General features: G+C 64.8%; 33 protein-coding genes and 1 pseudogene. 19 read left to right on the forward strand and 15 right to left on the reverse strand.

Going from position 1 to position 24500, the window contains the following annotated elements; all coding sequences use genetic code 11:
- Positions 1-61: 61 nt before the first annotated feature.
- Positions 62-313, reverse strand: a complete 252-nt coding sequence (locus RX327_RS18570; protein ID WP_050386599.1) for a hypothetical protein — start codon at positions 311-313, stop codon at positions 62-64.
- A 196-nt stretch (positions 314-509) separates the two neighbouring features.
- Here RX327_RS18570 and RX327_RS18575 point away from each other — a divergent pair, with 196 nt between their 5' ends.
- The gene (locus tag RX327_RS18575) at positions 510-1100 is read left to right on the forward strand and encodes an NAD(P)H-dependent oxidoreductase (RefSeq protein ID WP_317251083.1); all 591 of its coding nucleotides are present in this window, start codon (positions 510-512) and stop codon (positions 1098-1100) included.
- Between the two features lie 34 nt (positions 1101-1134).
- Positions 1135-1917: an SDR family oxidoreductase gene (locus tag RX327_RS18580; RefSeq protein ID WP_317251084.1), complete on the forward strand. Its 783-nt coding sequence runs from the start codon at positions 1135-1137 to the stop codon at positions 1915-1917.
- Between the two features lie 85 nt (positions 1918-2002).
- On the opposite strand, the gene RX327_RS18585 is transcribed toward RX327_RS18580, so the two are convergent.
- Entirely contained in the window at positions 2003-2386 is a 384-nt protein-coding gene (locus RX327_RS18585; RefSeq protein ID WP_317251085.1) for a hypothetical protein, read from the reverse strand.
- Between the two features lie 175 nt (positions 2387-2561).
- Here RX327_RS18585 and RX327_RS18590 point away from each other — a divergent pair, with 175 nt between their 5' ends.
- A complete protein-coding gene (locus tag RX327_RS18590; protein WP_410712168.1) occupies positions 2562-3191 on the forward strand; it encodes a L,D-transpeptidase in 630 nt (209 codons plus the stop codon).
- Positions 3192-3267: 76 nt separating this feature from the next.
- On the opposite strand, the gene RX327_RS18595 is transcribed toward RX327_RS18590, so the two are convergent.
- The gene (locus RX327_RS18595; RefSeq protein ID WP_050386595.1) at positions 3268-4362 is read right to left on the reverse strand and encodes a hypothetical protein; all 1095 of its coding nucleotides are present in this window, start codon (positions 4360-4362) and stop codon (positions 3268-3270) included.
- A 379-nt stretch (positions 4363-4741) separates the two neighbouring features.
- Here RX327_RS18595 and RX327_RS18600 point away from each other — a divergent pair, with 379 nt between their 5' ends.
- The 3 genes from RX327_RS18600 to RX327_RS18610 all read left to right on the forward strand — a co-directional run bounded on the left by RX327_RS18600 (position 4742) and on the right by RX327_RS18610 (position 6188).
- A complete protein-coding gene (locus tag RX327_RS18600; RefSeq protein ID WP_317251087.1) occupies positions 4742-5323 on the forward strand; it encodes a septal ring lytic transglycosylase RlpA family protein in 582 nt (193 codons plus the stop codon).
- Between the two features lie 382 nt (positions 5324-5705).
- Positions 5706-5876: a hypothetical protein gene (locus RX327_RS18605; protein ID WP_160321804.1), complete on the forward strand. Its 171-nt coding sequence runs from the start codon at positions 5706-5708 to the stop codon at positions 5874-5876.
- A 105-nt stretch (positions 5877-5981) separates the two neighbouring features.
- Positions 5982-6188 (forward strand): hypothetical protein, encoded by a 207-nt coding sequence (locus RX327_RS18610; RefSeq protein WP_028332295.1) that lies wholly within the window; start codon positions 5982-5984, stop codon positions 6186-6188.
- On the opposite strand, the gene RX327_RS18615 is transcribed toward RX327_RS18610, so the two are convergent.
- Positions 6185-6913: a class I SAM-dependent methyltransferase gene (locus RX327_RS18615; RefSeq protein WP_028332294.1), complete on the reverse strand. Its 729-nt coding sequence runs from the start codon at positions 6911-6913 to the stop codon at positions 6185-6187. The genes RX327_RS18610 and RX327_RS18615 overlap by 4 nt on opposite strands.
- Positions 6914-7041: 128 nt before the next feature.
- On the opposite strand from RX327_RS18615, the gene RX327_RS18620 reads away from it, so the two are divergent.
- A complete protein-coding gene (locus RX327_RS18620) occupies positions 7042-7227 on the forward strand; it encodes a hypothetical protein (protein WP_028332293.1) in 186 nt (61 codons plus the stop codon).
- 85 nt (positions 7228-7312) lie between these two features.
- Here RX327_RS18620 and RX327_RS18625 read toward each other — a convergent pair whose 3' ends face one another.
- The 7 genes from RX327_RS18625 to RX327_RS18655 all read right to left on the reverse strand — a co-directional run bounded on the left by RX327_RS18625 (position 7313) and on the right by RX327_RS18655 (position 10566).
- Positions 7313-7549 carry a hypothetical protein gene (locus RX327_RS18625; protein ID WP_016840755.1) on the reverse strand — a complete coding sequence of 79 codons (237 nt, stop codon included), beginning with the start codon at positions 7547-7549 and terminating at the stop codon, positions 7313-7315.
- Positions 7550-7966: 417 nt separating this feature from the next.
- Positions 7967-8140, reverse strand: coding sequence for a hypothetical protein (locus RX327_RS18630; RefSeq protein ID WP_317251088.1), 174 nt, complete (start codon positions 8138-8140; stop codon positions 7967-7969).
- Between the two features lie 9 nt (positions 8141-8149).
- A complete protein-coding gene (locus tag RX327_RS18635) occupies positions 8150-8380 on the reverse strand; it encodes a DUF6894 family protein (protein WP_028332292.1) in 231 nt (76 codons plus the stop codon).
- 140 nt (positions 8381-8520) lie between these two features.
- On the reverse strand, positions 8521-8865 hold the full coding sequence (locus RX327_RS18640; RefSeq protein ID WP_028332291.1) for a tRNA-binding protein: 345 nt from the start codon (positions 8863-8865) through the stop codon (positions 8521-8523).
- On the reverse strand, positions 8865-9491 hold the full coding sequence (locus RX327_RS18645; RefSeq protein WP_050386594.1) for a LysE family translocator: 627 nt from the start codon (positions 9489-9491) through the stop codon (positions 8865-8867). The genes RX327_RS18640 and RX327_RS18645 overlap by 1 nt, the downstream gene beginning before the upstream one ends.
- Before the next feature lie 18 nt (positions 9492-9509).
- Entirely contained in the window at positions 9510-10382 is an 873-nt protein-coding gene (gene pdxY / locus RX327_RS18650) for a pyridoxal kinase PdxY (protein WP_063779966.1), read from the reverse strand.
- 10 nt (positions 10383-10392) lie between these two features.
- On the reverse strand, positions 10393-10566 hold the full coding sequence (locus RX327_RS18655) for a hypothetical protein (RefSeq protein ID WP_166204622.1): 174 nt from the start codon (positions 10564-10566) through the stop codon (positions 10393-10395).
- A 588-nt stretch (positions 10567-11154) separates the two neighbouring features.
- On the opposite strand from RX327_RS18655, the gene RX327_RS18660 reads away from it, so the two are divergent.
- Entirely contained in the window at positions 11155-11397 is a 243-nt protein-coding gene (locus RX327_RS18660) for a hypothetical protein (protein ID WP_283090521.1), read from the forward strand.
- An 86-nt stretch (positions 11398-11483) separates the two neighbouring features.
- On the forward strand, positions 11484-12152 hold the full coding sequence (locus RX327_RS18665; RefSeq protein ID WP_050386593.1) for an FMN-binding negative transcriptional regulator: 669 nt from the start codon (positions 11484-11486) through the stop codon (positions 12150-12152).
- Between the two features lie 273 nt (positions 12153-12425).
- Here the strand turns inward: RX327_RS18665 and RX327_RS18670 are convergent, their stop codons facing one another.
- Positions 12426-13229: an alpha/beta fold hydrolase gene (locus RX327_RS18670; RefSeq protein WP_050386592.1), complete on the reverse strand. Its 804-nt coding sequence runs from the start codon at positions 13227-13229 to the stop codon at positions 12426-12428.
- Between the two features lie 116 nt (positions 13230-13345).
- Between RX327_RS18670 and RX327_RS18675 the strand changes: the two genes are divergently transcribed.
- The 6 genes and pseudogenes from RX327_RS18675 to panD all read left to right on the forward strand — a co-directional run bounded on the left by RX327_RS18675 (position 13346) and on the right by panD (position 18387).
- Positions 13346-14284, forward strand: coding sequence for a LysR family transcriptional regulator (locus RX327_RS18675; protein WP_050386591.1), 939 nt, complete (start codon positions 13346-13348; stop codon positions 14282-14284).
- Between the two features lie 460 nt (positions 14285-14744).
- Positions 14745-15482, forward strand: coding sequence for an ROK family protein (locus RX327_RS18680; protein ID WP_050386590.1), 738 nt, complete (start codon positions 14745-14747; stop codon positions 15480-15482).
- Between the two features lie 130 nt (positions 15483-15612).
- Positions 15613-15873 carry a PepSY domain-containing protein gene (locus RX327_RS18685; RefSeq protein ID WP_028332285.1) on the forward strand — a complete coding sequence of 87 codons (261 nt, stop codon included), beginning with the start codon at positions 15613-15615 and terminating at the stop codon, positions 15871-15873.
- 183 nt (positions 15874-16056) lie between these two features.
- Positions 16057-17341: pseudogene (locus RX327_RS18690) on the forward strand (cystathionine gamma-synthase family protein).
- Between the two features lie 113 nt (positions 17342-17454).
- Positions 17455-17757 (forward strand): putative quinol monooxygenase, encoded by a 303-nt coding sequence (locus tag RX327_RS18695; protein WP_028332283.1) that lies wholly within the window; start codon positions 17455-17457, stop codon positions 17755-17757.
- A gap of 240 nt (positions 17758-17997) precedes the next feature.
- On the forward strand, positions 17998-18387 hold the full coding sequence (panD, locus tag RX327_RS18700) for an aspartate 1-decarboxylase (RefSeq protein ID WP_050386751.1): 390 nt from the start codon (positions 17998-18000) through the stop codon (positions 18385-18387).
- An 11-nt stretch (positions 18388-18398) separates the two neighbouring features.
- Here panD and RX327_RS18705 read toward each other — a convergent pair whose 3' ends face one another.
- Positions 18399-18749 (reverse strand): zinc ribbon domain-containing protein YjdM, encoded by a 351-nt coding sequence (locus RX327_RS18705; RefSeq protein WP_317251089.1) that lies wholly within the window; start codon positions 18747-18749, stop codon positions 18399-18401.
- 273 nt (positions 18750-19022) lie between these two features.
- On the opposite strand from RX327_RS18705, the gene RX327_RS18710 reads away from it, so the two are divergent.
- Complete coding sequence (locus tag RX327_RS18710) at positions 19023-19391, forward strand: hypothetical protein (protein ID WP_317251090.1); 369 nt, start codon at positions 19023-19025, stop codon at positions 19389-19391.
- Between the two features lies 1 nt (position 19392).
- Complete coding sequence (locus RX327_RS18715) at positions 19393-20241, forward strand: S1C family serine protease (RefSeq protein WP_317251091.1); 849 nt, start codon at positions 19393-19395, stop codon at positions 20239-20241.
- A gap of 38 nt (positions 20242-20279) precedes the next feature.
- Here the strand turns inward: RX327_RS18715 and RX327_RS18720 are convergent, their stop codons facing one another.
- Positions 20280-21275 (reverse strand): LLM class flavin-dependent oxidoreductase, encoded by a 996-nt coding sequence (locus RX327_RS18720; RefSeq protein ID WP_317251092.1) that lies wholly within the window; start codon positions 21273-21275, stop codon positions 20280-20282.
- A 629-nt stretch (positions 21276-21904) separates the two neighbouring features.
- Here RX327_RS18720 and RX327_RS18725 point away from each other — a divergent pair.
- Both RX327_RS18725 and RX327_RS18730 read left to right on the forward strand, forming a co-directional pair.
- The gene (locus RX327_RS18725) at positions 21905-23029 is read left to right on the forward strand and encodes a metallophosphoesterase (RefSeq protein ID WP_317251279.1); all 1125 of its coding nucleotides are present in this window, start codon (positions 21905-21907) and stop codon (positions 23027-23029) included.
- Positions 23030-23257: 228 nt separating this feature from the next.
- Entirely contained in the window at positions 23258-23521 is a 264-nt protein-coding gene (locus tag RX327_RS18730) for a hypothetical protein (protein ID WP_317251093.1), read from the forward strand.
- 156 nt (positions 23522-23677) lie between these two features.
- Here RX327_RS18730 and RX327_RS18735 read toward each other — a convergent pair whose 3' ends face one another.
- Complete coding sequence (locus RX327_RS18735) at positions 23678-24439, reverse strand: hypothetical protein (RefSeq protein ID WP_317251094.1); 762 nt, start codon at positions 24437-24439, stop codon at positions 23678-23680.
- Positions 24440-24500 lie beyond the last annotated feature (61 nt).

A 24500-nucleotide genomic window follows, 5' to 3' on the forward strand; every position in this document is an offset into this window, starting at 1 on the left:
TTGGTCCGAAAGTCGAAGGCGCCGCGTCGCCCGGCCGCGCGTGGCGGCAGGGCGTGACACGTCAGTGCTCGTCGTCGTCAGCGCCCTTGGCCGCGGGGCGGTGTTGGGTGGCGCCGTTCGAGCCCGCTTCGCCGCAGGGGAGCTGGTTCCAGGTGCCATCGGCGGCCTGCTGATAAGCCTGGCAGCCGGACGAAGTGGTGGTGGTGGATTTTTCGTCGGCCTTCTGCCGCTCGGTGCTCTTGCCCAGCGCAGGCGTGGCAACGGCAGCGATGGCTGCGAGCGAGCCTGCGAAGACCAGCTTTGTGATCTGCATGTCGGTTCCTCCTTCTCGAAGCGAAAACATATCCAGAAAACAAATCTGGCGATTTTTGGCCACGGCGAAGGGCCTGCGACGAATTGCTTAATGCCGGCGGAAAGAGCTGGAATGCCGGTTAACACTCGTGCGCGGCGGCTCGTCGCGCGCCGCACCGCAGGACGCTGTTGCCGCACCGTGCTAGGATCGGCTTGTCATGACCCACCGCATACTCGTGTTCTACGGCTCCTATCGCTCGGATCGCATGGGCATCCGGCTGGCACACTTCATCGTCGACGGCCTTCGTGCGCGCGGCGACGATGTCGAGTTGATCGATGCCAAGGCGATCGGCCTGCCGATGCTGGACCGCATGTACAAGGAATATCCCAAGGGCGCAGCGCCCGAGGCGCTGGAGAAGCTGGCCGGGCAGATCCGCGGCGCCGACGGCTTCGTCTTCGTCACCGGCGAGTACAATTGGGGCATCCAGCCCGGCCTGAAGAATCTCACCGACCACTTCCTCGAAGAGTGGTTCTGGCGTCCGGCCGCGATCGTGAGCTATTCCGCCGGCCGACTGTCCGGCGCGCGCGCGGCGACGGCCTGGCACGGCACGCTTTCGGAGATGGGGATGGTGGTGGTGTCGAGCACCATCGGCGTCGGTCCGATCGCGCAGACATTGTCGGCGGACGCCGAGCCGATCGGCGAGGGCGGCAAGGCGCTGGAACGCTCCTTTCCGCGTTTTGCCGACGATTTTTCCTGGTGGATCGAAGCCGCAAAGGCACAGCGCGCGCGCAAGGCGCCGCCCTACTGAGCGCAGGTCTGCCAATTCCGGGAGTTTCGCGATCATGAGCCTCTTCACATCGCCGTTCGATCCCGCGCGCGAGACAGCCCTGGTGACCGGCGCGGGCAACGGCATCGGCCGCGCCATTGCGCAGGCCCTGGTCGGCGAAGGTGTGCGGACGGTGTTTGCCGATCTGTATGAGGACAAGGTTCTGGCGGCGATCAAGGCCGCGCCGCGTCCCGAACTCGCGGTCGCGTGGGCCGGCGATCTCGCGCAGCGCGCGGCGTGCGACGCCCTGCTGGCGCATGCGCAAGCCACAGTCGGAGAGGTGACCCATTTCGTCCACAGCGCCTCGCCGCCGCGACGGGAGGCCGATCATGCGATGGCCGTCGACGAAGAGACCTGGGGGCAAATGCATGCGGTCAATCTCGAGGCCGGCTTTCATATGTCGCGCGAACTGGCGCGTAAGCTGATCGCAGCGAAGACGCCGGGGTCGTTCCTGCTGCTGACCTCGCTGCATGCGGGCACCCCGCGCAACCTGCCGCATTATTCGACGACGAAGGCGGGGCTGGCGATGCTGGTGAAGGAGTTGGCCAAGACGTTTGGCCGCCACGATATCCGCGTCAACGCGCTGGTGCCCGGCGCGATCGCGGCCGGCGGATTCGTTGCGGATCCCGCGCTGGCGCGGCACATTCCGCTCGGGCGTCTCGGCGAGGCCAAGGACCTCGTGCCGATGGCGCTGACGGTGCTGTCGAACAAGCTCTCCGCTTACGTCACCGGGGCGTCGATCATAGTCGACGGCGGCCTGTCGCTGACCAACTGGTTCGCGCCGCCGGAGCTCGATTGAGGATTCTTGTCTGACGCGTTTTCTTCACGCGAACCGGTGCCCATCCCGCATCAAGTGCGGGACAGGCTTCGCTCGAAAACGCTTTCTATTCCTTCGTCCTGATGTAACCCGCAAGCCGCGTCTTCTGGTCCTGGCACCAGGTGGTCATGCTGCCGGCGCGGCGCTGGTCCAGGTCGGTGGCCTGGGTCGCGACCGCGACCTCGGCCATCAAGTCATCGTCCTGCTTCTCGCCCATCTTGCCGCCGGTGTGCATCCAGGCGATCGCTTTGCGCACCTTCTCGGTGGTGCCGTCGGGCAGGTGCATCTGTTGCGCTCTCTGCACGAGGTCCTGATAGACGAGGTCCGTGTTGGGGCACTCGACCTTGGCGGCGAAGGCCTGCAAGACCATCGTTACATAGGTCGCGCGCGGATCGGCATGGGCAGGGGTTGCTGCGACAATCAGGCCGCCGATCAGCAGAGCGTAGCGCATGAATTTCCTCCGGAGGTTTTGGACGTTTTTTGTGAGGCTAGCGTCCAAGGGAACCGAGTGCAACCGCCGGGACACACTCACGGAAAGAACCGATCAAACAGACGTGTTCCAACCTGCGCTGCCACGATTTCAGCACGATTTCGGCAGCATGTGGCACAAGTTGACGCAGGGGAGAATGATCGTGTCAAAGTTGGGGCTTGCTGCGGTGCTGGTGGGGTCGCTTGCGCTTGGCGGCTGCATGCAGGCGACGCTGTCGCCGGCGACGGATGTCGCGATGACGCCGCGTGATCGGCAGTTGCTGGCGCATCCGCCCTATGCGGACGCCAAGATCCCGCAGCAGTTCCAGCGGCACATTGTCGAGTACACCCGTCGGGAGCAGCCGGGCACGATCCTGGTCGATACCGATGCGCGCTACCTCTATTACGTGCTCCCCGAGGGCAAGGCGATCCGTTACGGCGTTGCGGTCGGCGAGGAAGCCATGGCGTTCTCCGGCGTCGCGCGGGTCGGTCGCCTGGCGGAATGGCCGGACTGGGTTCCGACGGCGGACATCCAAGCGCGGCTCGGCCCGTATCCGAAGCGTGTCGCCGGTGGTCCCGCCAATCCGCTCGGCGCGCGGGGCATCTATCTGTATGTCGGCAACAAGGACACGCTCTACCGCATCCATGGCACCAACCAGCCCGAATATATCGGCCAGGCGATCTCGTCCGGCTGCATCCGCATGACCAATGGCGACGTGATCGATCTTTATCAGCGGGTCAAGCCGGGCGCGACCGTGGTCGTGCTGCCGCCGGGACAGAGCGCTTAATTCGAATACGAAGCGTTATCGCGGCCGATCGCGTCATCGCGATCGGCCGCACGCTTTTTTACCGGTCGGTCAGGCTTCAGCGCAGCGGCATCGGCGGCCGAACCACCGGGCCGCCATCATCCGCGTCAACAACCGAGGACTGCTGCTGCACCGGCCGCGGTGCCGCAACCGCCTGCGGGGCGGCGGGAGCCGGCAGCGGCGCTGCTGACGCGGGCGGCGGAGGCGGCGGGATATAGGCCTGCGCCGGCCGGCGGACCGGCGGCGGCGCAACGGCGGCATGCGGCGCTGCCTGTGGCGTGACCGCGGCGCGCGGGCGCGGCGGAGCGACCGGCCGCGGCTCGACGGCCCTGGTCTCGGTCGTCTTCGCGACCCGCTGTGCCAACTGATCCTGGCTGGCCTTGAGCTGGTCGATGCTGGTCTTCAGTTGCTCGATCTGCTGTCCCATCGACGCGAGATCGCGCGCCATCGATTGCAGCAACTGCGTCTGGTCAGGTGTGGCTGCGGCTGGTGCCGCCGCGGCAGCGGGCGCAACCGGCGCTGCTGCAGCAGCCGGAGCCGCGGCAGGGGCGGGCGCCGGCGCGGCTGTGGCAGGCACGGCCGTGGCGACGTCCTGTGGCGGAGTGGCCGGTGCGGCTTCAGCTGCCGCCTGATCGGTGGTCGCCGCCTGTGCTGGCGGCGCACTCGCCTGATCCGAGGCGGAGGCTGCCTTGCCCGGGATCAGCGAAGTCAGTGCAGCGATCTGAGGCGCCCACTCGGCAGCCATCTGCCTGGCGCGATCGCCGTAGTGCTGCCACGCCGCGGTGCCCATGGCGCCGGCGATCGCGAAGCAGAACCAGAAAGCGCGGATCGCCCATTTGCTGGTGGGGCGCGGCGCGCGGTCCAATCTGATGTCGTCAAGTCGGCCGTTATGGCTTGGCGCGCTATAGGCCGGCTCGGCCGGCGGCTCCGGCGCCACTGACATTGGCGTGACCGGCGGCACCGAGGCGACGGCCGCGGCGGATGCGACCGGGGGCGCGGACGAAGGCGCGAGGCTCGGGCCGAAATAGGGCTCGCGCTGCCCCGGCGCTGCCCTTCCGGCAGGCGCAACGGGGTTGTCCGGACGTACCGGAGCGAAGCTGGGTTCGATCGCGAAAATATCGTGTGGATCTGCGTCTTTCAGTGTCGATTGCATGGCGGTCCCCGTTTCATTCCAAGGTCAACCGCAAATGGGCGGCCGGCAAATTTACGCTCTGTATTGACCCCTGACCCTGTCCCCACGACTCCAGTCCGGTTTGACCAAAGCAAGGCGAGAGGGTGGAGAGGTTGGGGAGTTTCGGGAACCCAGGCCGGGGACGAAGCGCACGAGCGTCCACGGCCTCTCGCGCAGCGCCCCGTACTGCATTCCGGATGAAAGCTCCCTGGGTTGTGTGGCGTATCCACCACACCCGAGGGCAAATCGCATCGCGTCCGGCAGGTCCGACCGTGCTCCGCCACCGTTCCGCCCCGATTGGATTCGGCTGATAGGCCGTTGGATTTTCGGCTTGGGCTGGGGCGCAAGTTGGGGGTGCAACATGTCACGCGACGATGCAGTCAACTCGTACGTCGGCGTCAGATGCAGCGCGCATGGTGCTGCGGCCTCGATCCTGTTTGCGCATGCCCAAAAGCCGCTCAGGCTGCTTGCTGTGATGATCGGCGCGGCGTCGCTCGCGGCGTGCGCGCAGTCCTCCGTTGTCAGCCAGCGCTCGCAGGCGCTCGCGAGCCGGCCGGCATCGATCGAGCCGTCGCGGGCTGCGTCTTCCGCCACGCGCACACGCATCGCCACGGCGCGCAGGCATACGCCTTATGCCTCGCGCAGGACCGGCGACAGCAAGATCGCCTCGCATGGCGTTGCGAGCTTCTACAGCGAGGAGCAGCCGACCGCGAGCGGCGAGAAGTTCGACAAGGACGAGTTGACCGCGGCGCATCCGACCCTGCCGTTCGGCACCAAGCTGCGCGTTACCGACGTCAAGAGCGGCCGTTCGGTCACGGTGCGCGTCAATGACCGCGGACCCTACGTTCCCGGGCGCATCGTCGACGTCTCGCATTCTGCGGCGCAATCGCTCGGCATGATCGGCAAGGGCATCACGAATGTCAGGCTCGACGTCGTGCAGTGAACGGCGTGCTGCAAGCCGGGCTCGGGATTTTTGCCGGCGCAATCGGGAAAAAGTCCCGGCGTTGGGCGCGCTTTAATCCTGTTGCCCGAACGATGGCGGCAAATAGAATTGTTGCCGCTACTTCCCCGCGCTCTCCATTTCCAGGCGCGTGGATTTCTACCCAATGAACCTTCCCCGCCTTGGTGTCCCTCCAGGGCGGGGTTTTTCTTGTGGCCGCCATGGGCGCCGCATGCGTTGACAGGGCAAGCCGGCGCCATAACTTCCGTCCTGCTCTGGAGGGCGGCGATGCCAAACAACAATCAAGAAACTGACGGCTTCGCATTGGGGCGGCCGTCACGGCGCGGGGCATTGCAGCTCTTCCTGGGCGGCGCCGCGGTCATGCTTGCAGCTTGTTGCCGGTCATCGTCGTGGTGCCCTCGCGCGGCGCGTCGAGGCCGACCTCGATCCGGTGCGTGCCTCTGCCGTCCTGGGACCGCAGATGCGATTCGCGCGCAGCGTCAACGTCAACTCATTGGCGCTGGATATGCCGACCTTGATGGGAAAGCTCGCATAGGCGCGTCCGCGGATTGCGCGCTGCCGCATCTTGCGCCGGCGGTTCCACCAAATTGTCACACTCCCAGCGAAATCCGGCCCAAAGCCGCTGCCAACAAATCGCCGGATGGACCACGTCGGCGAGGGACAAGCGTTGGCCTACAAGATGATCGCAGAACGCGAGAACGAAACGGTCAGGATCGAGCGCGAGAGCACCTTCATCATCATCGCCAAGGCCAAGGTCTGGGCGAGCGAAGGGTGGCAGGTGGTAATCACCGACAAGGACGGGAAATCATACCCGCCCGAGGAGTTCGACAAGCTGCTCGCGGCCTAGCGTTGCGCTGACACCAGCAGCATCATCGGGCGTTCGAGCTCGTCGGCCAGTTCGGGCATCGCCTTGATCTGCTCGCGCGTCGGGGAGAATTCCTCGACATGGCGCAGCGTGAAGCCGGCGCCGATCAACGCGTTGAGCGTGGTGCCGATGGTGCGGTGATATTTCAGCACGCCCTTCACATACCAGTCGGTCCGGCGGTCGCCTTCGATGAAATAGCGGTTGACCGGCCAGGTCTTGCGGCCGTCTTCGTCCTGCCCCCAGTCCGGATGGGCCGCCGCCATGTAGACCGGATGCTCGATGGTGAAGACCAGATGCCCCTCCGGGACAAGAGCGCGATACAGCATGCGCGCCAGGCGATCGAAATCCCTGATGTAGTGGAAGGCGAGGACGGAGTAGGCGAGATCGAATGTCGATTTCGGCAGCTCCAGCGTCTCGAGGTCGGCGATCTCGTAGGTGATCGCCGCATCCTGTGTCATGGCCGCGGCGCGGGCGATCATGTTCTGCGAGAGGTCGACGCCGAGCACGTCGGATGCGCCCTGCTCGCGCATCCAGCGCGACACCCAACCGAAGCCGCAGCCGAGATCGACCACGCGCTTGCCCGCGACATCGGGCAGCATGGCGCGGATCGCCGGCCATTCGGGCGCACCGAGCAGTCCGCGGACCTGCCGCGGCAGCTGGCTGTAGCCGGCGAAGAAGCCGGGATCGTCATAGATGTTCTGCGCCATGGCTCTCTCTGTAACCGCCGCCGCGCCGCGTGGGAACGGCTGATTGTGGCGCGCCCGGCGTGCTGCTGGAACCAGATGCGGCGCTCAGTGGTTTCTGATGTCAGCAGTCGACAGCCGAGGAGAGCGCCATGTTAGCCGAGATGCAAATCCACACCATCGCGCGGCAGATGCTGTTGAAGCACGGTCCGGAGGCGATCGCCCAGGCCGCGCAGAACGCCGTGGCCTGCGAGAGCAAGGGCGAAACCGACGACGCGCGCGACTGGCGCCATATCGAGGACGCGATGAAGATGATGCGCGGACCGCACCAGAGCTGACGGCGGGCAGGGCAGACGACCCCGCCGTCGCGCAACAACACTGGGACCGCGCGAGCGCGATCGCCGCAGCCCTAACCGACGGACGCTAGCCCGCCCTGCGCCACCGCGGCACGGGATCGAGCGGCGTCCGATAGAGTTCGCGCCGGTCGATGTCGGTGACGCGCACGGCGCAGCCGCGCGCCTTCAGCTCCGGCTTGACCTGCGACAGCTCGTTGGCGAGCTGGTCGGCGCGGTCGGAGGCGAGGCTGATGTCTTCGAGGATGATGGTTCCTTGATTGCGGAACTCGTCCCCCACCACGAGATCAAAGGTGTAGTACGGCATTCCGAAGTCTCCGTTTCGGTTTGCATCACAGGGTAACACTGAGTCGAGCATTCCCTAAGATGCGTGGCGCACAATCGGCGTGCGATCGGCGCAAAAACGATGTGCAGCGCATCAAGCACGACGAAGCCACACCGCACGGCGAAGGAGTCCTTTGAACCAGCTCACCGCCATGCCGTTAAGATTTGATTAAAACAGTCGTCGCAAGCTCGAGACCAAATGGAATTGCAGCAGAACCGGGCTCCGGGAACCGGCAGCTGCACGAGAAGGCCGGCGGCATAGATCCCGACGGCCTTTTCTCGTCGGGGATGCCGCGAAGCTAGAGCATGATCCGGAAAAGTGCGAAGCGGTTTTCCGAAAAGATCATGATCAAACAAAGAGCTAAACCGCGATGACAATTCGACCCAATCTCATCGGGCTTTAGTCGCGCACAGCGGCTTGCCGCCGGGCGCGCCATTTCGGGCCGGGCCCGCGCATGTAGTGCAGCTCGGGGCGGTAGGGGTTGATGACACCATCGATCAGCATGCCGCAGCGCGCGACGAAGCGGGCGAGGTGGCGCCGCAACGGCTGTAGGGCAAGTTCCATCGAATTCATGGCATGCCCTCAGTGCAGCTCGCCGAGGATGGCGGTGAACGGCAGCTCGAAGATCTCGGTTCCGATGTCGTCGGTGACGTGGACCGCCCAGTTGCGCCAGTCCTCCACGCTCGGTGTCATGACAAAGCTGCGCGCCAGCTGCTCCGCATACACGCGCGCCTCCGCCAGATCCATCGCGGCGCCGGTGCGATCCAGGATGACGTGCTTGTCGTCGGAGCAGTGAAAGAAAACTGCGGACATTCTTCCGATTCCCATGCCGAAGCGATTCTCGCGCGCTGAAATAGCAGCGCGCGCGGGCACTGAGAATCCGGGTGATCCCCCATCGGTAAACTACGGGGATTCCAGACGATTTGAATCACGCGGCCGTGATCAGCCCGACGTCAGAAGATCGGCTCGCCGATCGCAACCTCGCTGCGCGGGCCGAGCACGATCACCTTGCCGCCGGCGTCCTTGGCGCCGAGGATCAGGAGTTCCGAGGTGAAACCCGCGATGTTTTTCGGCCCCAGATTGCAGATGCACACGACCAGCGAGCCGACCAGCGCCGCCGGCTCGTAATTCGTGATCTGCGCGCTCGACCACATGATCCGCCCGGCGCCGATATCGACGCCGACCTTGTAAGACGGATTGCGGGCGCGGGGAAACGGCTGCACCTCGACGACCTCGCCGATCCGGATATCGAGGCGGGCGAAGTCGTCGTAGCTGGCCTGCGGCTTGAGCGGAGACATCAGCGCTCCTGGAACGCAAGGCGGACACCGAGCGCGATATAGATCGTGCCGACCACACGGCCCTGCCACTGACCGATGCTGCGATGCCGCCTGATCCACGGGCTGATCTGGCCGGCGGCGAGCGCCAGCAGCGAGGTGTAGACCGCGCTCATCACGACGAAGATCAGGCCGAGGGTCGCGAACTGCGCCACCGCCGAGCCGTGGCCGGGGTGCACGAACTGCGGCAGGAAGGCGAGGAAGAACAGCGCGGTCTTCGGATTGAGCATTTCCGCCCAGATCGCCTGCCGGAACGCACGCCGCGGATCGACCGGCTGCGCCGCCGGCAAATCCAGCTCGTCGTTCTTTTCGAACAGGGCGCGGACGCCGAGCACGATCAGGTAGATCACGCCGGCATATTTCACGACCGAGAACGCCAGCGCCGACGTCATCAGCACGGCCGAAAGGCCGAATGTCGCCATCGCGGTGTGGACGAGATCGCCGAGCGCGATACCGAACCCGGTCGCGACGCCGACGCGTGCGCCGCCGGTGACCGAACGCGCGAGCACCAGCAGCACCGCCGGCCCGGGGATCAGGAACAGGCCGAGCACGACGGCGGCGTAGGTGAGGAGGGTGGTGATGTCGATCATGAAGACCTGTCCCGGATGTCAGGATGCGGCGATGGCGACCGCCGCGAAGCGCGGCTTCGGATCAAGCATCACGCCGGCGCTTTCGACAATGCGCATTTCCTCGGTTCCGCTCTGCGCCGTGCGCTCCAGCACGCCGTGGACGCCTGAGGCGGCGTGGCTCAGCGCGTCCGGCGTCGCCAGGCCGCGCGTGCGGGCGGCGACGAACAGCGCGGCGAACAGGTCTCCGGTGCCGGACGGGCTGATCGGAACCCGCGGCGTGCGCACGCGCCAGGCGCAGGTCTTTTCGGATCGAGTGCGCTCGATCGCCAGCGTCTCGATCTCGCTCTGCGGCGTGCCCGCCGGCTCGGCGCTGGTGATGACGACGGTCTGAGGTCCCCGCGCCATCAGCGCGCTCGCCTGCGCGACGACGTCGTCGATCGTCGTCACGCGTGCGCCGCAGAGGAACTCGAACTCGAAATGGTTGGGCGTGATGATGTCGGCGAGCGGGCAGAGCTGGTCGCGCACCAGCGGCGGAATGTCCGATCGCACGAACATGCCGCGGTCGCGGTCGCCGAGCACGGGATCGCAGCAATAGAGCAGGGCCGGGTTCGCCGCCTTCGCGCGGTCGACGAAGTCGGCGACGTCCATGGCGATGTCGGCCGAGCCGAGATAGCCCGACAGGATCAGCCGCGCGGCCTCGACCGCTCCGCGCTCCTCGATGCCACGCAGCAGGTCGGCGACCAGCTGCACGTCGAGCACCCGGCCGCGGATGGTCGGATAGCCGGGCCGGTTGCTGAGCAGCGTGGTCGGCACGGCGACGACGTCGATCCCGTGCAGCTGGATCGGAAAGCTGGCGGCGCTGTTGCCGACATGACCCCAGGCGACCTGTGACTGGATTGAGATGACGGTCATCTTGTGCGCATCACCCGAACAGTGCGGCGTAAATCACGTAGAGCCAGCCCAGGATGCCGTGGATGATCGCCCACAGGATCGAATGGTTGTTGGTGTAGGAGATCGCGATGGCAAGCGCCGAGCCGAATCCCACGCCGTATTTCGCGCCCTCGACGCGGACGCCGTAATAGCGGTTGCCGTTCATGGTGAATCCTTCCAGCGGGAGGGCGTGAGCGTGAAGGCAGCGTAACCTGCTAGTTGCAGTCAGTTCAACGGCGGACACGGCTGCTGCGCGGCTCAGCATGGCGGTGATAGTCCGGGCCCGCGTTTTTCCACATCGTCGTCCCGGCGTAGGCCGGGACCCATACCCCCAGGATCGGGCGATGAGGAAAGCTGTGGCCGCGGCGTCGCGCAACAATCACCTTTTGTGGTTATGGGTCCCGGCCTGCGCCGGGACGACGGTGAATGTGTGACGCGGCCAGTGAGTTATACATCCGCGTTCTCGCGACATGTGGACAGGTCTTGCTGAGTTGCCCGTCGGGCTGTTTTGTCGCAGGCGGCGCAGCCCGGTTTGATTTGCGGGTTCGCGTCGGAACCCCGTCTGTCACGCCGCGATCAACCGAACGTGTCGGATCGACGTGGAAGAAGATGCACGGGTGGACTGTCCTGCATCCAAACGCTTGCCTTATGGCGTCGGAATAAGACGGCAGAGCGATCGATCATGATGTGAGCGCGAACCGATCGGCGGGCGGCGAACAATGCGCCGGCGTGCCGAATCCAACAGGAGCAAATGATGTCCAGGATCAAACAGGTTGCGGCCGCGCTGACCGCGCTCGCCACGCTGACGGGGGCGGCCATGGCGCACGAAGTGCCGGCGGCGGGCCCATCCGTGCTCGCGAAGAGCCATGCCGCCGCCGGCCGCTGGAGCGGCGGTCCGCCGCGCATGGCGGCCCCGCATTTCGGCGAGTCCGAGGCGCTGCCCCGCGACCAGCCCGGCGGCGTCTGCGATCACGGCGACAATGCCATGATCTGCTGAGCCGGATCGTGCATGGCGGTGATCTCCGGCGAAAGTTGCGCTAGCCTTGCTGGGTTGTCTCCCTCCAGCTCGCGAGCGCCGCCGCCATGCACATCCTCCGTCCCCAGTTTCGCATCGAGCAAGACCAGGCGCTCGCTTTTGCGGCGGCGCGCGGCTTCGGCGCCGTCGTCGCCGCCGATGCGCGCGGCCCGCACGCGTCCCACGTGCCGTTCGTGATCGAGCGGCGCGACGATCGCGTGATCGTGCAGATTCATCTCACCGCGAAGAATCCGCTGGTCGAACTCGCCGACGGAGCGCGTCGCTTCCTCCTGATCGCCTCCGGCGATGACGCCTACATCTCGAACGACTGGTATGTCTCACCCGACAACGTCTCGACCTGGCTCTACGAGGCGGTGCATTTGTCCGGCGTCGCGCATCTGCGCGATCACGGCGAGAACCGCAGCCACGGCGACGCGCTGCTCGCGGCCTCCGAGGCGCGGCTGCAAAAGCAGCCCTGGGACCTGACGCAGATGGAGCCCGGCAAGCGCGAGACGATGCTGGCAGGGATCAGGGTGATCGACATCGTCGTCGACGAGATCGAGGGCCAGTCAAAGCTGAACCAGCACAAGAGCGATGCGGATTATGTCGCGCTGGTCAACCGCCTTGCGCAAGCGCAGGAGACGACGAGCCAAAGGCTGGCCGAGAAGATGCGCGCGCTGCGGCCGGAGCTTGAATTTAACGTTGGACGGTGCGCAGGGAGGGGCAGCTCCGTGTAACCCGGCGCTGTCTCAACGCGGCAGAGAGCGGATTACGCTTGCGCTAATCCGCGACATAGAGCCGATCGGCATCGAATCCGCAAACGTGTTGTTAAGAATCGCTCCGTGCTGATTTGCTCGATTCCGATTCGTTCTTTGCGAACAAAATGGAGTCGAATGGGGAACATGTGGTGCGTGATCCATGTAGCCCGCATGAGTGAAGCGATATGCGTGGCCTGATCGCGTACTCTTGGAGCGGTCCCGGATGTCGCTTCGCTCATCCGGGCTACGCAGTCATGTGGCGGAGAGCGCCAGGAAGCTCACGACCTCTCGGTTGAATCGATCCGGCTGCTCGATATTGAGGATGTGAACGCCGGGCAGCAGAACGAGCTTGGCATCGGTGATTGTCGCGGCGATATCAGCGCTGTGGCTGGCCCGCGTGACGGTGTCGCTCTCGCCGCCGATCACCAGGGTCGGCGCCGCAATCAGCGAGATGACGCGGCGGAGATCGGCGTCGCGAAGTGCGGCGTAACATCCGGCGAGACCGCGCGGCGGCGTGGTCAGCACCATGTTGCGGAATTCGTCGACGACCTCGTTCGGCGCGGCCAGCATCGCCGCCGGAAACCAGTTGCGCATGAAGCCATCCGCGATTCCGTCCATGTCCGTGGCCGCGAGCACCGCGCGGATCTGCTCGTCGAACGGCAGTTCGGACGCCAGATAGGACGAGGTGTTCGAGAGAATCAGGCGGTCGATGCGGTCAGCCGCGAAGATGCCGAGCCATTGCCCGACGAAGCCGCCGAGCGACAGGCCGAGGAAATGCGCGCGATCGATGCCGAGGGCGTCGAGCAATTCGACCACGTCGCGGCCGAGCCGGTCCATCGAGTAGGCGCCCGTAGGCGCGTCCGAGCCGCCGTGACCGCGGGTGTCGTAGCGGAGCACCCGAAACGACCGGCTGAGGGCCGGCATCGAACGATCCCACATGTGCAGGTTGGTGGCGATCGAGTTCGACAGCGCGAGCACCGGCCGATCGTCGGGACCGTCGATACGGTACGCAATCCGGCAGCCGTCCGCCGTGGTGAAGTGTCGATCGCCGCTCATCTCGTCAGTCCCTTGTGCTGGCGGAAGCCGGCAGGCTTCGCGTCGAGCCAGGCTAGGACTCGCGCCTCCGAAGAAAAATTACTAAGATTGATCAATCTCTGTAGGTTTTATGGACAATGGATCGGATCAAGCTGCACGATTTGCGTTGCTTTGACGCTGTCGCGACCAAGGGAAGCTTTCAGGCCGCCGGCACGGCGCTCAACCGGTCGCACCCGTCGGTGTTCGCGGCGGTCGCCCGGCTTGAGCAGCAGCTCGGCCTCACGCTATTCGATCGCAGCGGATACCGTATCGGGCTGACGGACGCCGGCCGGACGTTTTACGCACGCGCTCAGGTGACGCTGCGCGAACTCGATCTGCTGCAGGGCTATGCGGAGCAGCTTGCCGGCGGAGAAGAGGTCGTCCTGCGTGTGGTCATCGGCGACCTGTGCCCGCGGCCGCCGGTGCTGCAGATGCTGTCGGCGTTTTTTGCCCGCTATCCCAACACGCGCCTGCACCTCGAATATGAGGCGGTCGGCGGACCGCTCGAGCGCCTGATCGATGATAACGCCGATCTGGTGTTTCATCGCGCGGAGCCGTCCGATCCGCGATTCGAACAGGTCAAGCTCTCGACCACGGCCATGGTGCCGGTCGTCGCTCCCGGCTTTCTGCCGTTTGCGTGGACGAAGAAGGTCACGCCGGAGCAGATGCGCCCCTTCACGCAGTGCGTCATCCGCGACACGGCGCGGCGAGCGTCGTCGGAAAACTTCTTCCTGATCGAAGGTGCGCACCAGTGTAGCGTGCCGGACCAGATGATGAAGAAGGAGCTGATCCTGCATCGTCTCGCCTGGGGCCATCTGCCCGCATGGCTGATCGAGGACGAGCTGCGGGACGGCAGGCTGATCAGCATCGCCGGACCGAATTTTCTGGGCCGCGAGGAAAATCTTGCGGCAGTCCGCCATCGCCAGCATTCGCACGGACCGGTGGCGGAAGCGCTCTGGCTTCATCTCAAGAGCTGGCGGCTCGCTCAGCGTGCAGGGCGGGCGACCCGACCGGACCGCGCGAAGCGCGGCCGATAATTGGCGCGGAGTAACCCGACGCAGTGACGTCGTCGGTGGATGTCCGATTAGGCTTGCGTGCATCCGCCGTACAAAGTGCCGCGGCATCGAAGTCGCGCAAACCTATTGTTAAGAATCGTTTCGCGCCGATTTTTCGATTCCGATTCGTTCCGCGCGAACAAACTGGAGTCGGATCGGGAACGTGGCCGTGGTGCGACTCATCGATCGATCAGTGATGCGGGAGAACGCAGTGCGCCTGAGATGCGCCGCGATGTTGCGTGCCGAGAGCAATAATCCCATCATGATACAACATCGATTGTTCGGATGCGGTCGATGTATGTGCGTTGTTAACATCTGGGTCGCGCCGATTTTCCTGATTCCGATTCGTTCTTCGCGAACAAATTGGAGTCAGATGCAGAACGTCGCTGTGGCGCGCGATATGTTTCTCTGCTCCACTCGGCGCGCATAGGAGAGCGGATTGATGGCCAAGAAGGCAGGCAACAAGACCGGCAAGAAGACGAACGGGCCCGCGTCGCGCCGCACCGTGCTGGCGATCGACGTCGGCGGCACGCATGTGAAGGTCATGACCGACAAGGAGCGCGTCAAGCGCGAATTCGAGTCGGGTCCAACTCTGTCCGCGACCGAGATGGTGCGGCAGGTCAAGTTGCTGACCAAGGACTGGTCTTATGACGTGATCTCGGTCGGTTATCCGGGACCCGTCGTTCACAACCGTCCGCTGACCGAGCCGCACAATCTCGGCCGCGGCTGGGCCGGCTTCGATTTTCACCGCGCGTTCGGCCGCCCGACCAGGGTCGTCAACGATGCGCTGATGCAGGCGATCGGCAGTTATCAGGGCGGTCGGATGCTGTTTCTCGGCCTCGGCACCGGCCTCGGCTCGGCGATGATCGTGGATGGTGTTTACGAGCCGATGGAGCTCGGTCATTTGCCGTACCGCAAGGGCGCGACGTTCGAGGATTATGTCGGCGCCGCGGGTCTCGAGCGGCGCGGCCGGAAGAAGTGGCGCAAGAGCGTCGACGACGTCATCGCGCGGCTGTCCGCCGCGCTGGAGCCCGAGTACATCGTGCTCGGCGGCGGCAATGCCGACAAGGTCGACAACCCGCCGCCCAAGGTGAGGTTCGGCGACAACGCCAACGCATTCGAGGGCGGATTTCGAATGTGGAAGAAGCGAGCGCGCAAGGCGAACGGCGCGCGTCGATGAAACCGGAACCGCCACCAAATCGCCGCAACTGCCGAAGTTTCGCGCTGCTTCGTCACCCCTGTTGTCGGAACTGATTGGGGGCGCCGCTCGTTTGATGCGGCATAACATCCCGTTCCATGAGGAGTGAGCCATGCGAAGTTTCATTATTCCCGCGATCGCGGCCCTGGCGATCGGCGCAGCGACGCCGGCGATGGCCTACGATTCCGGCAGTCAGATCTCGATGGAGGCCGCGCTCGATGTCGCGACCGGTCTCGGCATCGTGACGGTGTCCAACACCCAGTTCCTCGGCGACGAGTGGGAGGTCGAGGGGCGTGACCGCCTCGGCCGCTGGATGCAGGTCGATGTCGACGCGCGGACCGGCGAGGTGCGCAACGTGGATCGCGGCTGGTAACCCGCGTCTTCACCACTGCGTGAAAATTCGGAACGGCCGGCGGAGCAGGGTGCACGCCGGCCGTTCGCTATCCAGAACTGTCTGATGCCGTGCTTTGGCTGAATGGCATAAAGCTGGGGTATGCTGGTCCCATCATTCCGGGAATCGCCGCCAGCGCGGCGGCCCGTGAACAGGAGACCGGCCATGACAAAACCGTTTCCATCCAAAACCCATATCGGTAATCACCTGCTGCATCCGGAAACCCAGATGCTGAACTACGGCTACGATCCGCAACTGTCGGAGGGCGCCATCAAGCCGCCGGTGTTCCTGACTTCCACCTTCGTGTTCAAGACGGCCGAGGACGGGCAGGACTTCTTCGACTACGTCGCCGGCCGGCGCGAGCCGCCGGAAGGCATGGGCGCGGGCCTCGTCTATTCGCGCTTCAATCATCCCAACAGCGAAATCGTCGAGGACAGGCTCGCGATCTACGAGCGTACGGAGAGTTGTGCGCTGTTCTCATCCGGCATGGCGGCCATCTCAACCACGATCCTGGCCTTCGTTCGCCCTGGCGACGTCATCCTGCACTCGCAGCCGCTCTATGGCGGGACGGAGACGCTGTTCGCCAGGACGCTGGCGGGCTTCTCGAATTCACGCCGTGGGCTTTGCCGACGGCCTCGACGAGAGTGTCATCCGCGCCGCTGCCGACGAGGCGATGAAGAAGGGGCGTGTCGCGATGATCCTGATCGAGACGCCGGCCAATCCGACCAACGGCCTGGTCGACATCGCGATGATCCGCCGTGTTGCCGACACGATCGGAAAGGCGCAGGGACACACACCGGTCATCGCCTGCGACAACACGCTGCTTGGACCGGTGTTTCAGCGGCCGATCGAGCATGGTGCGGACCTGTCGCTGTATTCGCTGACCAAATATGTCGGCGGTCATTCCGACCTGATCGCGGGCGCCGCGCTCGGCTCGAAGGCGATCATGAAAGGCATCAAGGCCTTGCGCGGCGCCATCGGGACCCAGCTCGATCCGCATTCCTGCTGGATGATCAACCGCTCGCTGGAGACGCTGAGCCTGCGGATGGAGAAGGCCGACCGCAACGCGCGGATCGTCGCCGATTATCTGCGCGATCATCCCAAGGTGGCGCAGGTGCATTACCTCGGCCATCACGATCCGGCATCCCCCGCGGGGCGCGTGTTCGCGAGCCAAAGCAGCGGCGCCGGTTCGACCTTCTCGTTCGACATCGTCGGCGGGCAGCAGGCGGCGGAGAAATTCCTCAACTCGCTGCAGATCTTCAAGCTCGCAGTCAGTCTCGGCGGCACCGAGTCGCTCGCGAGCCTGCCGGCCACCATGACGCATTCCGGCGTGCCGGCCGATATCCGCACGCGGATCGGCGTGCTGGATTCGACGATCCGGCTCTCGATCGGGATCGAGCATCCGTCCGACCTGGTGGCCGACATCGCACAGGCGTTGAGCCGGGTGTGAGCGAGAAAGAAGCGTGTAGGATGGGTCGGGCCAACGGGTCCGCGCGACGCGCGGCCCGATGACAGGCTCCACGAAACCCGTCCCACGGGCTACCAAATCTCCGGAGAGAGTGCATGCTGACAATCACGGCGATCATCCGCGCGAAGAAGGGCCATGAGGCGACGATGCGTCAGGCGTTGCTCGATGTCGTCGAGCATGTCCGCGCCAACGAGCCGTCCACCGTCGGCTACTACGTCTCGCAGGATGCAGCCGATCCCTGCGGGTTCGCAACCTATGAACGATATCTCGATCAGGCGGCCATGGACCGGCACAACAATTCGCCGGCTGTGGCGCGGTTCTTTGAGATCGCGAAGCCGATCCTCGACGGCGAGGTGATCCTGGTCTCGGCGAACGAGATTGCGAGCAAGCCGGAGTAGGGTTGGCCACCGGGTCACAAATAATAGCCTGCTCCGGAAAGGCTTCGCCGTAGCGCATTCATTCTCCGATTTGGGCGGCGCGGAGCATTGTAGACCGGCGCGGTCGGCGATTTCAGGACAAACCCGCCGCGGCGGAACTGCGCTTGAAGCGAACGCGAGAGCGGACAACGTTGACGCGGAGGCGGCGCGTCGTTATTGGCGGCGCGGAAAATTCCGACGCAACGATACGGGATGGTCTCGATGCAAGTGACTTTGATGAAAGGCAAGATTCATCGCGCGCACGTCACCGAAGCGGACTTGCATTACGAGGGGTCGATTTCGATCGACCGCAATTTGATCGAGGCCGCCGGTTTTCTCATCAATGAACGCGTCGACATCTATAACATCGACACCGGCGCGCGGTTCTCGACCTACGTGATCGAGGCGCCGGCGGGATCGGGCACCATCGGCCTCAACGGCGCGGCCGCGCGGCTCGCCATGGCCGGCGACAAGGTCATCATCGTCGCCTATGCCAGCTTCGACGCCGACGAGGCGCGCAAATTTCATCCGCGGGTCGTGCTGGTCGACGACAAGAACCGGCTCATCGCGAAGGCTGCCGCCTCACCGGCGAAAGCACTGGCGGATGCATAAGCCGGGCTACGCTACGCCTTCCTCACGAACTCCGATTTCAGATTCATCGCGCCGATGCCGTCGATCTTGCAGGCGATGTTGTGGCCGTCGCTGGCGTCCTGCAGGCGGATGTTGCGCACCTTGGTGCCGCCTTTGACGACCGAGGACGAGCCCTTGATCTTGAGATCCTTGATCACGATGACGCTGTCGCCGTCCGTCAGCGGGTTGCCGTGCGCGTCGCGCGCGCTCGCTTCCTGCGCGGTCTCGGCGGCCGCGGCCGCATCGCTGCTCCATTCATGGCCGCATTCCGGGCAGACCCAGAGATCGCGGTCCTGATAGGCGTGCTCGGAATTGCATTTCGGGCAGTTCATTGCGGCGTCCATGGTCGAGATCGTCTCCGTCGTTGCGGGCGCACCGTAGGGGCACAGGCGGGCAAAGCAAGCGAAAACCCGGCGATTTCATGCGCAAAGCGGCGCAAAGGTGGCGAGCCGCCCGTCCACCCGCGGATGCCGGTGGAACGGTCTGCGCCGCTATCCGTTGCCGTTCGTCGCTCGGCATTGCGCCCCTGTGCTGCAGGGAACGGTTCACTGATCGTCGCGTCCGGGCCGGCAATTCATCCAGGAGCAATCGGCTGATCCCAAACATGGACGCGGAAGATGAATCAGAGAAATCCGGCCTTCGTCTGCCTTCGCACGTCGCTCGTCACCGCCGCCTTCACGTCGGCGTTGCTGGTGGGCGCAAGCCTTGTGAGCGCAAGTCTTGCCCACGCACAGCCAGTGAATTCGCGCGCGGATCATGGCAATGGTGGTCCCGGCGAGTTCGCCGACCTTGCGGAGAGGGTCGGGCCGGCCGTGATTGGCGTCAACGCCAAGGTGGCGGCTGCGGCGGATGATGACGATTCTTCTCCCGGCGACTCCCCCGGCGGTTCTCTCGGGCCGGACGGCTCGCCCGATCAGGACACGCCGGGGCGGACCGTTCCGAAATCCCGGCAGGCGCGGACCGGGCAATCTGCCGAAGCTGGGTGAGATGACCTCGATCGGTTCGGGCTTCTTCATCTCGGCGGACGGCTATGCGGTGACGAACAATCATGTCCTCGGCGGCAGCGACCGCGCCGATGTCCGCACCAGCGACAACAAGGTCTACAAGGCGAAGGTGCTGGGCAAGGATCCGGTCAGCGATCTCGCCCTGCTCAAGGTCGATGGGCGGACCGACTTCAGCTATGTCAAGCTCGCGGATCAAGCGCCGCGCACCGGCGATTGGGTGCTCGCGGCCGGCAATTCATTCGGCCTCGGAAACACCGTCACCGCGGGGATCGTCTCGGCGCGTGCGCGCGACCTGGAGACGGGGTCTTCTGAAGACTTCGTCCAGATCGACGCGCGGATCAACCGCGGCGATTCCGGCGGGCCGAGCTTCAACACGCATGGTGAGGTGATCGGGGTGAACAGCCTGATCTTCTCGCCCTCCGGCGGCTCGGTCGGTGTCGCGTTCGCGATACCCGCGGATACCGTGAAGACGGTGATTCCGCAGCTGAAGGACAAGGGCACGGTCACGCGCGGCTGGATGGGCGCCCAGATTCAATCGATCACCCCCGGCATTGCCGAAAGCTTAGGTGCGGACAATCTGCACGGCGCGGTCGTGGTCGGCGTGCAGACCGGAGGTCCGGCAGCGAAGGCCGGATTGAGGCGCGGAGACGTCATCACCTCGGTCAATGACGAGCCGATCAAGAGCGCCAACGAGCTGACCAAGAAGGTCTATGCGGGAGCGCCGGGCAGTTCGGTCAAGCTTTCGATGCTGCGGGACAATGCGCCGAATTCGCTGAGCGTGACGCTCGGCCAGCTCGCACAGTCGCAGGCGCCCGCCGGCACGCCGAAGTGAGGCTGCGTTAGCGCGTAGGCCGCTGCCCATCCCGCAGGCTACGTCTGCGGCGCGATCCCGCCGGCCTCGGCGATCAGCTCGAACGATCGCAGCCGCTTCTGGTGATCGTAGACGTCGGACACGATCATCAGCTCGTCGGCGCCGGTTTCCGCGACCAGCGCGTCGATGCCGGCGCGCACCGTCGCGGGCGAGCCGATGATGGAGCGCGCGAGCATCCGCATCGCCTGCACCTTCTCCGCGGGCGACCAGTAGCCCTCGATGTCGTCGATCGGCGGCTGGCTGAGGCCGCGCGCGCCGCGGAAGATGTTGGTGAACGACATCTGCTGCGTGGTCGCCAGCCGCCGCGCCTCCTCGTCGGTGTCGGCGGCGATGATGTTGACGCCGACCATGGTGTAGGGGCGGTCGAGCTGCTCCGACGGCTTGAAGCGGGCGCGGTAGATCTGCAGCGCCTGGATCAAGAGCTCAGGGGCGAAGTGCGAGGCGAAGGCGTAGGGCAGGCCGAGCTCGCCGGCCAGCATCGCGCCGAAATTGCTCGATCCGAGAATCCACAGCGGCACGTCGGTGCCCGCGGCCGGCACCGCCTGGATGCGCTGGTTGGGACCGGCCGCCGCGAGGAAGGCCTGCACCTCGAGCACGTCCTGCGGAAAGTTCTCGGCGGATTCCGGCGTGCGGCGCAGCGCGCGCAGCGTGAGCTGGTCGGTGCCCGGCGCGCGGCCGAGGCCAAGGTCGATGCGGTCAGGAAACAGCCGCTCCAGCGTGCCGAACTGCTCGGCGATGACGAGCGGCGAATGGTTCGGCAGCATGATCCCGCCGGAGCCGACGCGGATCGTCTTGGTTCCGCCCGCGACATGCCCGATCACGACCGACGTCGCCGCGCTCGCGATTCCCGTCATGTTGTGGTGCTCCGCCACCCAGATGCGGCGATAGCCGAGCGCCTCCGCATGGCGAGCGACATCGCGCGCGTTATAGAGCGCGCCGCGCGCGTCGGTTTCCTCGGTGACGCGGACGAGATCGAGTATGGAGAGGGCGGCCACGGCGGCTCCGGAGCGTTAGGGACGGGGAGCCGATGGTATTTGGCTGTGTCCAGGTGGGTGCGAAACGGCGGGGAGCAGCCGGTTCATGCGGATGCATATGGATGCGGTCGCCACGCGGGTCAATCCGCCCGATGCGACCGAGGAAGCAGAGCTGCCCACCCAAAATATCGAAAACAACCCCATGCAAAGTAGGTTGCCGCCGGCACTCGGAAGTACGACTTGACGCGTCGGGCAAATCAGCGGTACTTTTCCATTATTCCGAAATAGCCCGGGCGCTCGCAGCCACGCGAAAGTGTGGGTCAATCTGCCGAACCCGACCGCCATCGGAGAATCGACGCGTCAGCCCCCAGACGATTGCGGCCGTGGCGAAATTGAGCGACGTTCAGGTTCTATTTCCGAAGGAGCGGCTGATGATGCCTATGCGGGGAGGCGCCTGGGGACCGTCCAAAGCTTCAACGCGGCCTTCGGCTTTGCGCGGGTCGGCGGCCGTGTGCGCGCAGGGCGCTTCCGCGAAGCGCAACTTGCCGAAAATGTGCTGACGATGGCGGCTTACGCCCGCGGCCGATCCACCCTACCTTCGCTGGGCGCCGACCCCGCAGCCTTAACCGATCCGATCCGGAGCGAGACCTATTCCCCAGTTCATCTTCGGCCTGACCAGCCTGCTGATTCTGGCCCGCTTCATCTGGCCGCTCGACTGGCCGCTCACGGCAAAGATCGTCGCGGCGTTGTTCGTGCTGGTCGCCTTGCAGTTTCACCGCTGGAACAGGCTGTCGTCGGGATCGGAATTCTCGCCGGAGTTTCCGCGTCCGGTGGTCGTCCTGTTCAACTGGGCGTTCGGCGCGATCATGCTGCTGGCACTGCTGCAACTGGCGCTCGATGCCGGGCTGCTGGTGGCCGCGCTGATCCACGGCGGCTTCGTCGGCGCGCCCGACGGCGTCCGCTACGCACTTGCCGCGCTCGCGGCCGCAGCCGCCGCGATCGGCGTCCATCAGGCGATGCGGATTCCGCCGCTCAGGGATGTCGAGGTCGGGATCCGCGGACTTCCGCGACAGTTCGACGGCTACACCATGCTGCAACTGACCGATCTGCACATCAGCCGGCTGTTTCCGGCGCCGTGGGCGCGCGCCGTGGTCGAGCAATCGAACAAGCTCGGCGCGGACCTGATCGCGATCACCGGCGACCTGATCGACGGCACCATCGATGCGCGGCGCAACAACATCGCGCCGCTGCGCGACCTGATGGCGGCCGACGGCGTCTACGTGATCTCGGGCAATCACGAATATATCTTCGGCTATGACGGCTGGATGGCGCACTACGAAACGCTCGGCCTGCGCTCGCTCGAGAACAGGCACATCGTGCTCGAACGCGGTGCTGGCCACCTGGTGATCGCGGGGATCACCGACCGCGCATCGCGCCACAGGGGGCATTCCATCCGCGACCTTGCCGCGGTTCTCGACGGCGCCCCGAAAGGCGCGCCCATCATCCTGCTCGATCACCAGCCGAGCGACGCACGAAAGGCAGCCCGGCTCGGCGTCGCGCTGCAGCTCTCCGGACACACCCATGGCGGATTGATCCTGGGGATCGACCGCCTCGCCGCGCGTGCCAATGCCGGCTTCGTCTCGGGGCGTTACGACGTCGACGGGATGACGCTCTACGTCAACAACGGCACCGCGCTATGGCCGGGTTTCGCCTTGCGGCTCGGCCGTCCGTCCGAACTGACGCGGATCACGTTGCGTGTGGCTGACGATAGATGAGTGATTTGTAACGGATGCGATGATGCCATTGCGAGGTCGTCAAAAAATACCTCAGCTGCGTGGCACAATGCTCCCGGGGATGACGGATCGACTTGATTCTCCTGTCAAACTGCTAGGTCGGTGTCATCACCCGCGAAGGCGGGTGATCCAGTATTCCAGAGACGCCGATGCTGGAGCCGAAAGGCCTCGGCGTACTGGATCGCCCGGTCGGAGCCGGGCGATGACGGTGTGGGTGAGGGCACCGAAGCAATGCATGGTTCAAGCTATGAACAAGCCGCCGCGATGCCGTTTGCTCAAGACATTGGTCATCTCTTTTCTTTGCGGTCATTTTCACGACCTCAGTCAGCAAAGAGGCACCATGTCCGACATCACCATTCCCGGCGGAAATTCGTCCAGGAGCAGGACGAGCGCGACGAGTGTGAAAATTTGCTCGATCTCTACATGCGCGCCATGGAAACCGCGCCGCCGGACAAGGCAGCGAATGCGGCCTGAGCGAAACGAACAAGCACGTAACGAGTAGGGTGGGTTCGCCAACGGATCGCGCGGAGCGCGTGTCCGATGATAAACTCCTCGTAACCCGCCGCTCGGCGTTACCGCCACGAAGGGCGGATTACGCTGCGCTAATCCGCCCTACGAGCCGCGAGATGCTCATCGCGTCGGTCTCTTTTGGTAGACACCTGAAAATGAGACGTTTGTCCCGCCGCAATGGAGGTTGTCGCCGACAACCAGTAACTTGCCGACGAGCTGCATCGTGACCTGACAGTCGAGTTCGTCCGTCCCGTCACCGAATTTCATCTTATCGCCTGAAGGTTTTGCTTCGTAATCAAGCTCGCCGGAATGGGTGCGGCTGCCCGAACCCCAAATGGCCTCGCCCTTGATGGCCAGCTGACCTGCCTCTTTCGATTTCGAGATGCGAATGACGTTGTCGTAGGCACGCCATTCGCCGAGCCAATCCCGTTCTGCCGGTCGTCGTATGTCCTCCTGCCACGCAAGCCTTTCGATCTCGATCCAGCCGACCGTCTCAGTGCCCTTGCGAGGTTGAAACCAACTGCATGCGAACTTGCCTGACGTCCGGGAAACAATGACTTCATCGTTGCGAACGACATAAGTTTTCAGACGACAGACTTGGTCGTCGGGGCAACGCTCGTTGCCATCGCCGCGGAAATAGATCCTGTCGCCGGCTGCGCCTTTGATCTTCGCCAGCCTGTAGTCGGTGCTCTCGCGCGGGAAATATCCGTTCCGACAAATGTTGTCGGCGTTGCCCTTGAACTGGCCGGATGCGGGCGAGGTTTGGAGAATGCTCCATGCGAGGAGTCCGAGCGAAGCCTGGACAACGCGTCTCATTGGGTTTTCACCTTCGAATTCATTTTCCGCATGGAATGCGGCAGGGTGGTGGGGCGGTGATTCCATACTAATTTGGTCCGACAAAGCGCCGCAGATCAATCGCATAGAGACGTGATCAATCAGTTGT

The sequence above is a fragment of the Bradyrhizobium sp. BEA-2-5 genome (genome assembly GCF_032918025.1).
Lineage (GTDB): Bacteria > Pseudomonadota > Alphaproteobacteria > Rhizobiales > Xanthobacteraceae > Bradyrhizobium > Bradyrhizobium pachyrhizi.

Bases quoted from the DNA above. Each gene is read 5' to 3' on its own strand.
- RX327_RS18705 (WP_317251089.1), bottom strand. From the start codon at position 18,749: ATGGACGCCGCAATGAACTGCCCGAAATGCAATTCCGAGCACGCCTAT.
- RX327_RS18610 (WP_028332295.1), top strand. From the start codon at position 5,982: ATGGACCACGTCGGCGAGGGACAAGCGTTGGCCTACAAGATGATCGCA.
- RX327_RS18655 (WP_166204622.1), bottom strand. From the start codon at position 10,566: ATGAACGGCAACCGCTATTACGGCGTCCGCGTCGAGGGCGCGAAATAC.
- RX327_RS18710 (WP_317251090.1), top strand. From the start codon at position 19,023: ATGAATCAGAGAAATCCGGCCTTCGTCTGCCTTCGCACGTCGCTCGTC.
- RX327_RS18635 (WP_028332292.1), bottom strand. From the start codon at position 8,380: ATGTCCGCAGTTTTCTTTCACTGCTCCGACGACAAGCACGTCATCCTG.
- RX327_RS18670 (WP_050386592.1), bottom strand. From the start codon at position 13,229: ATGAGCGGCGATCGACACTTCACCACGGCGGACGGCTGCCGGATTGCG.
- RX327_RS18660 (WP_283090521.1), top strand. From the start codon at position 11,155: ATGTCCAGGATCAAACAGGTTGCGGCCGCGCTGACCGCGCTCGCCACG.
- RX327_RS18575 (WP_317251083.1), top strand. From the start codon at position 510: ATGACCCACCGCATACTCGTGTTCTACGGCTCCTATCGCTCGGATCGC.
- RX327_RS18680 (WP_050386590.1), top strand. From the start codon at position 14,745: ATGGCCAAGAAGGCAGGCAACAAGACCGGCAAGAAGACGAACGGGCCC.
- RX327_RS18625 (WP_016840755.1), bottom strand. From the start codon at position 7,549: ATGCCGTACTACACCTTTGATCTCGTGGTGGGGGACGAGTTCCGCAAT.
- RX327_RS18570 (WP_050386599.1), bottom strand. From the start codon at position 313: ATGCAGATCACAAAGCTGGTCTTCGCAGGCTCGCTCGCAGCCATCGCT.
- RX327_RS18665 (WP_050386593.1), top strand. From the start codon at position 11,484: ATGCACATCCTCCGTCCCCAGTTTCGCATCGAGCAAGACCAGGCGCTC.
- RX327_RS18675 (WP_050386591.1), top strand. From the start codon at position 13,346: ATGGATCGGATCAAGCTGCACGATTTGCGTTGCTTTGACGCTGTCGCG.
- RX327_RS18615 (WP_028332294.1), bottom strand. From the start codon at position 6,913: ATGGCGCAGAACATCTATGACGATCCCGGCTTCTTCGCCGGCTACAGC.
- RX327_RS18595 (WP_050386595.1), bottom strand. From the start codon at position 4,362: ATGCAATCGACACTGAAAGACGCAGATCCACACGATATTTTCGCGATC.
- RX327_RS18640 (WP_028332291.1), bottom strand. From the start codon at position 8,865: ATGTCTCCGCTCAAGCCGCAGGCCAGCTACGACGACTTCGCCCGCCTC.
- RX327_RS18600 (WP_317251087.1), top strand. From the start codon at position 4,742: ATGTCACGCGACGATGCAGTCAACTCGTACGTCGGCGTCAGATGCAGC.
- panD (WP_050386751.1), top strand. From the start codon at position 17,998: ATGCAAGTGACTTTGATGAAAGGCAAGATTCATCGCGCGCACGTCACC.
- RX327_RS18695 (WP_028332283.1), top strand. From the start codon at position 17,455: ATGCTGACAATCACGGCGATCATCCGCGCGAAGAAGGGCCATGAGGCG.
- RX327_RS18715 (WP_317251091.1), top strand. From the start codon at position 19,393: ATGACCTCGATCGGTTCGGGCTTCTTCATCTCGGCGGACGGCTATGCG.
- RX327_RS18645 (WP_050386594.1), bottom strand. From the start codon at position 9,491: ATGATCGACATCACCACCCTCCTCACCTACGCCGCCGTCGTGCTCGGC.
- RX327_RS18620 (WP_028332293.1), top strand. From the start codon at position 7,042: ATGTTAGCCGAGATGCAAATCCACACCATCGCGCGGCAGATGCTGTTG.
- RX327_RS18585 (WP_317251085.1), bottom strand. From the start codon at position 2,386: ATGCGCTACGCTCTGCTGATCGGCGGCCTGATTGTCGCAGCAACCCCT.
- RX327_RS18735 (WP_317251094.1), bottom strand. From the start codon at position 24,439: ATGGAATCACCGCCCCACCACCCTGCCGCATTCCATGCGGAAAATGAA.
- RX327_RS18590 (WP_410712168.1), top strand. From the start codon at position 2,562: ATGATCGTGTCAAAGTTGGGGCTTGCTGCGGTGCTGGTGGGGTCGCTT.
- RX327_RS18630 (WP_317251088.1), bottom strand. From the start codon at position 8,140: ATGAATTCGATGGAACTTGCCCTACAGCCGTTGCGGCGCCACCTCGCC.
- RX327_RS18580 (WP_317251084.1), top strand. From the start codon at position 1,135: ATGAGCCTCTTCACATCGCCGTTCGATCCCGCGCGCGAGACAGCCCTG.
- RX327_RS18685 (WP_028332285.1), top strand. From the start codon at position 15,613: ATGCGAAGTTTCATTATTCCCGCGATCGCGGCCCTGGCGATCGGCGCA.
- pdxY (WP_063779966.1), bottom strand. From the start codon at position 10,382: ATGACCGTCATCTCAATCCAGTCACAGGTCGCCTGGGGTCATGTCGGC.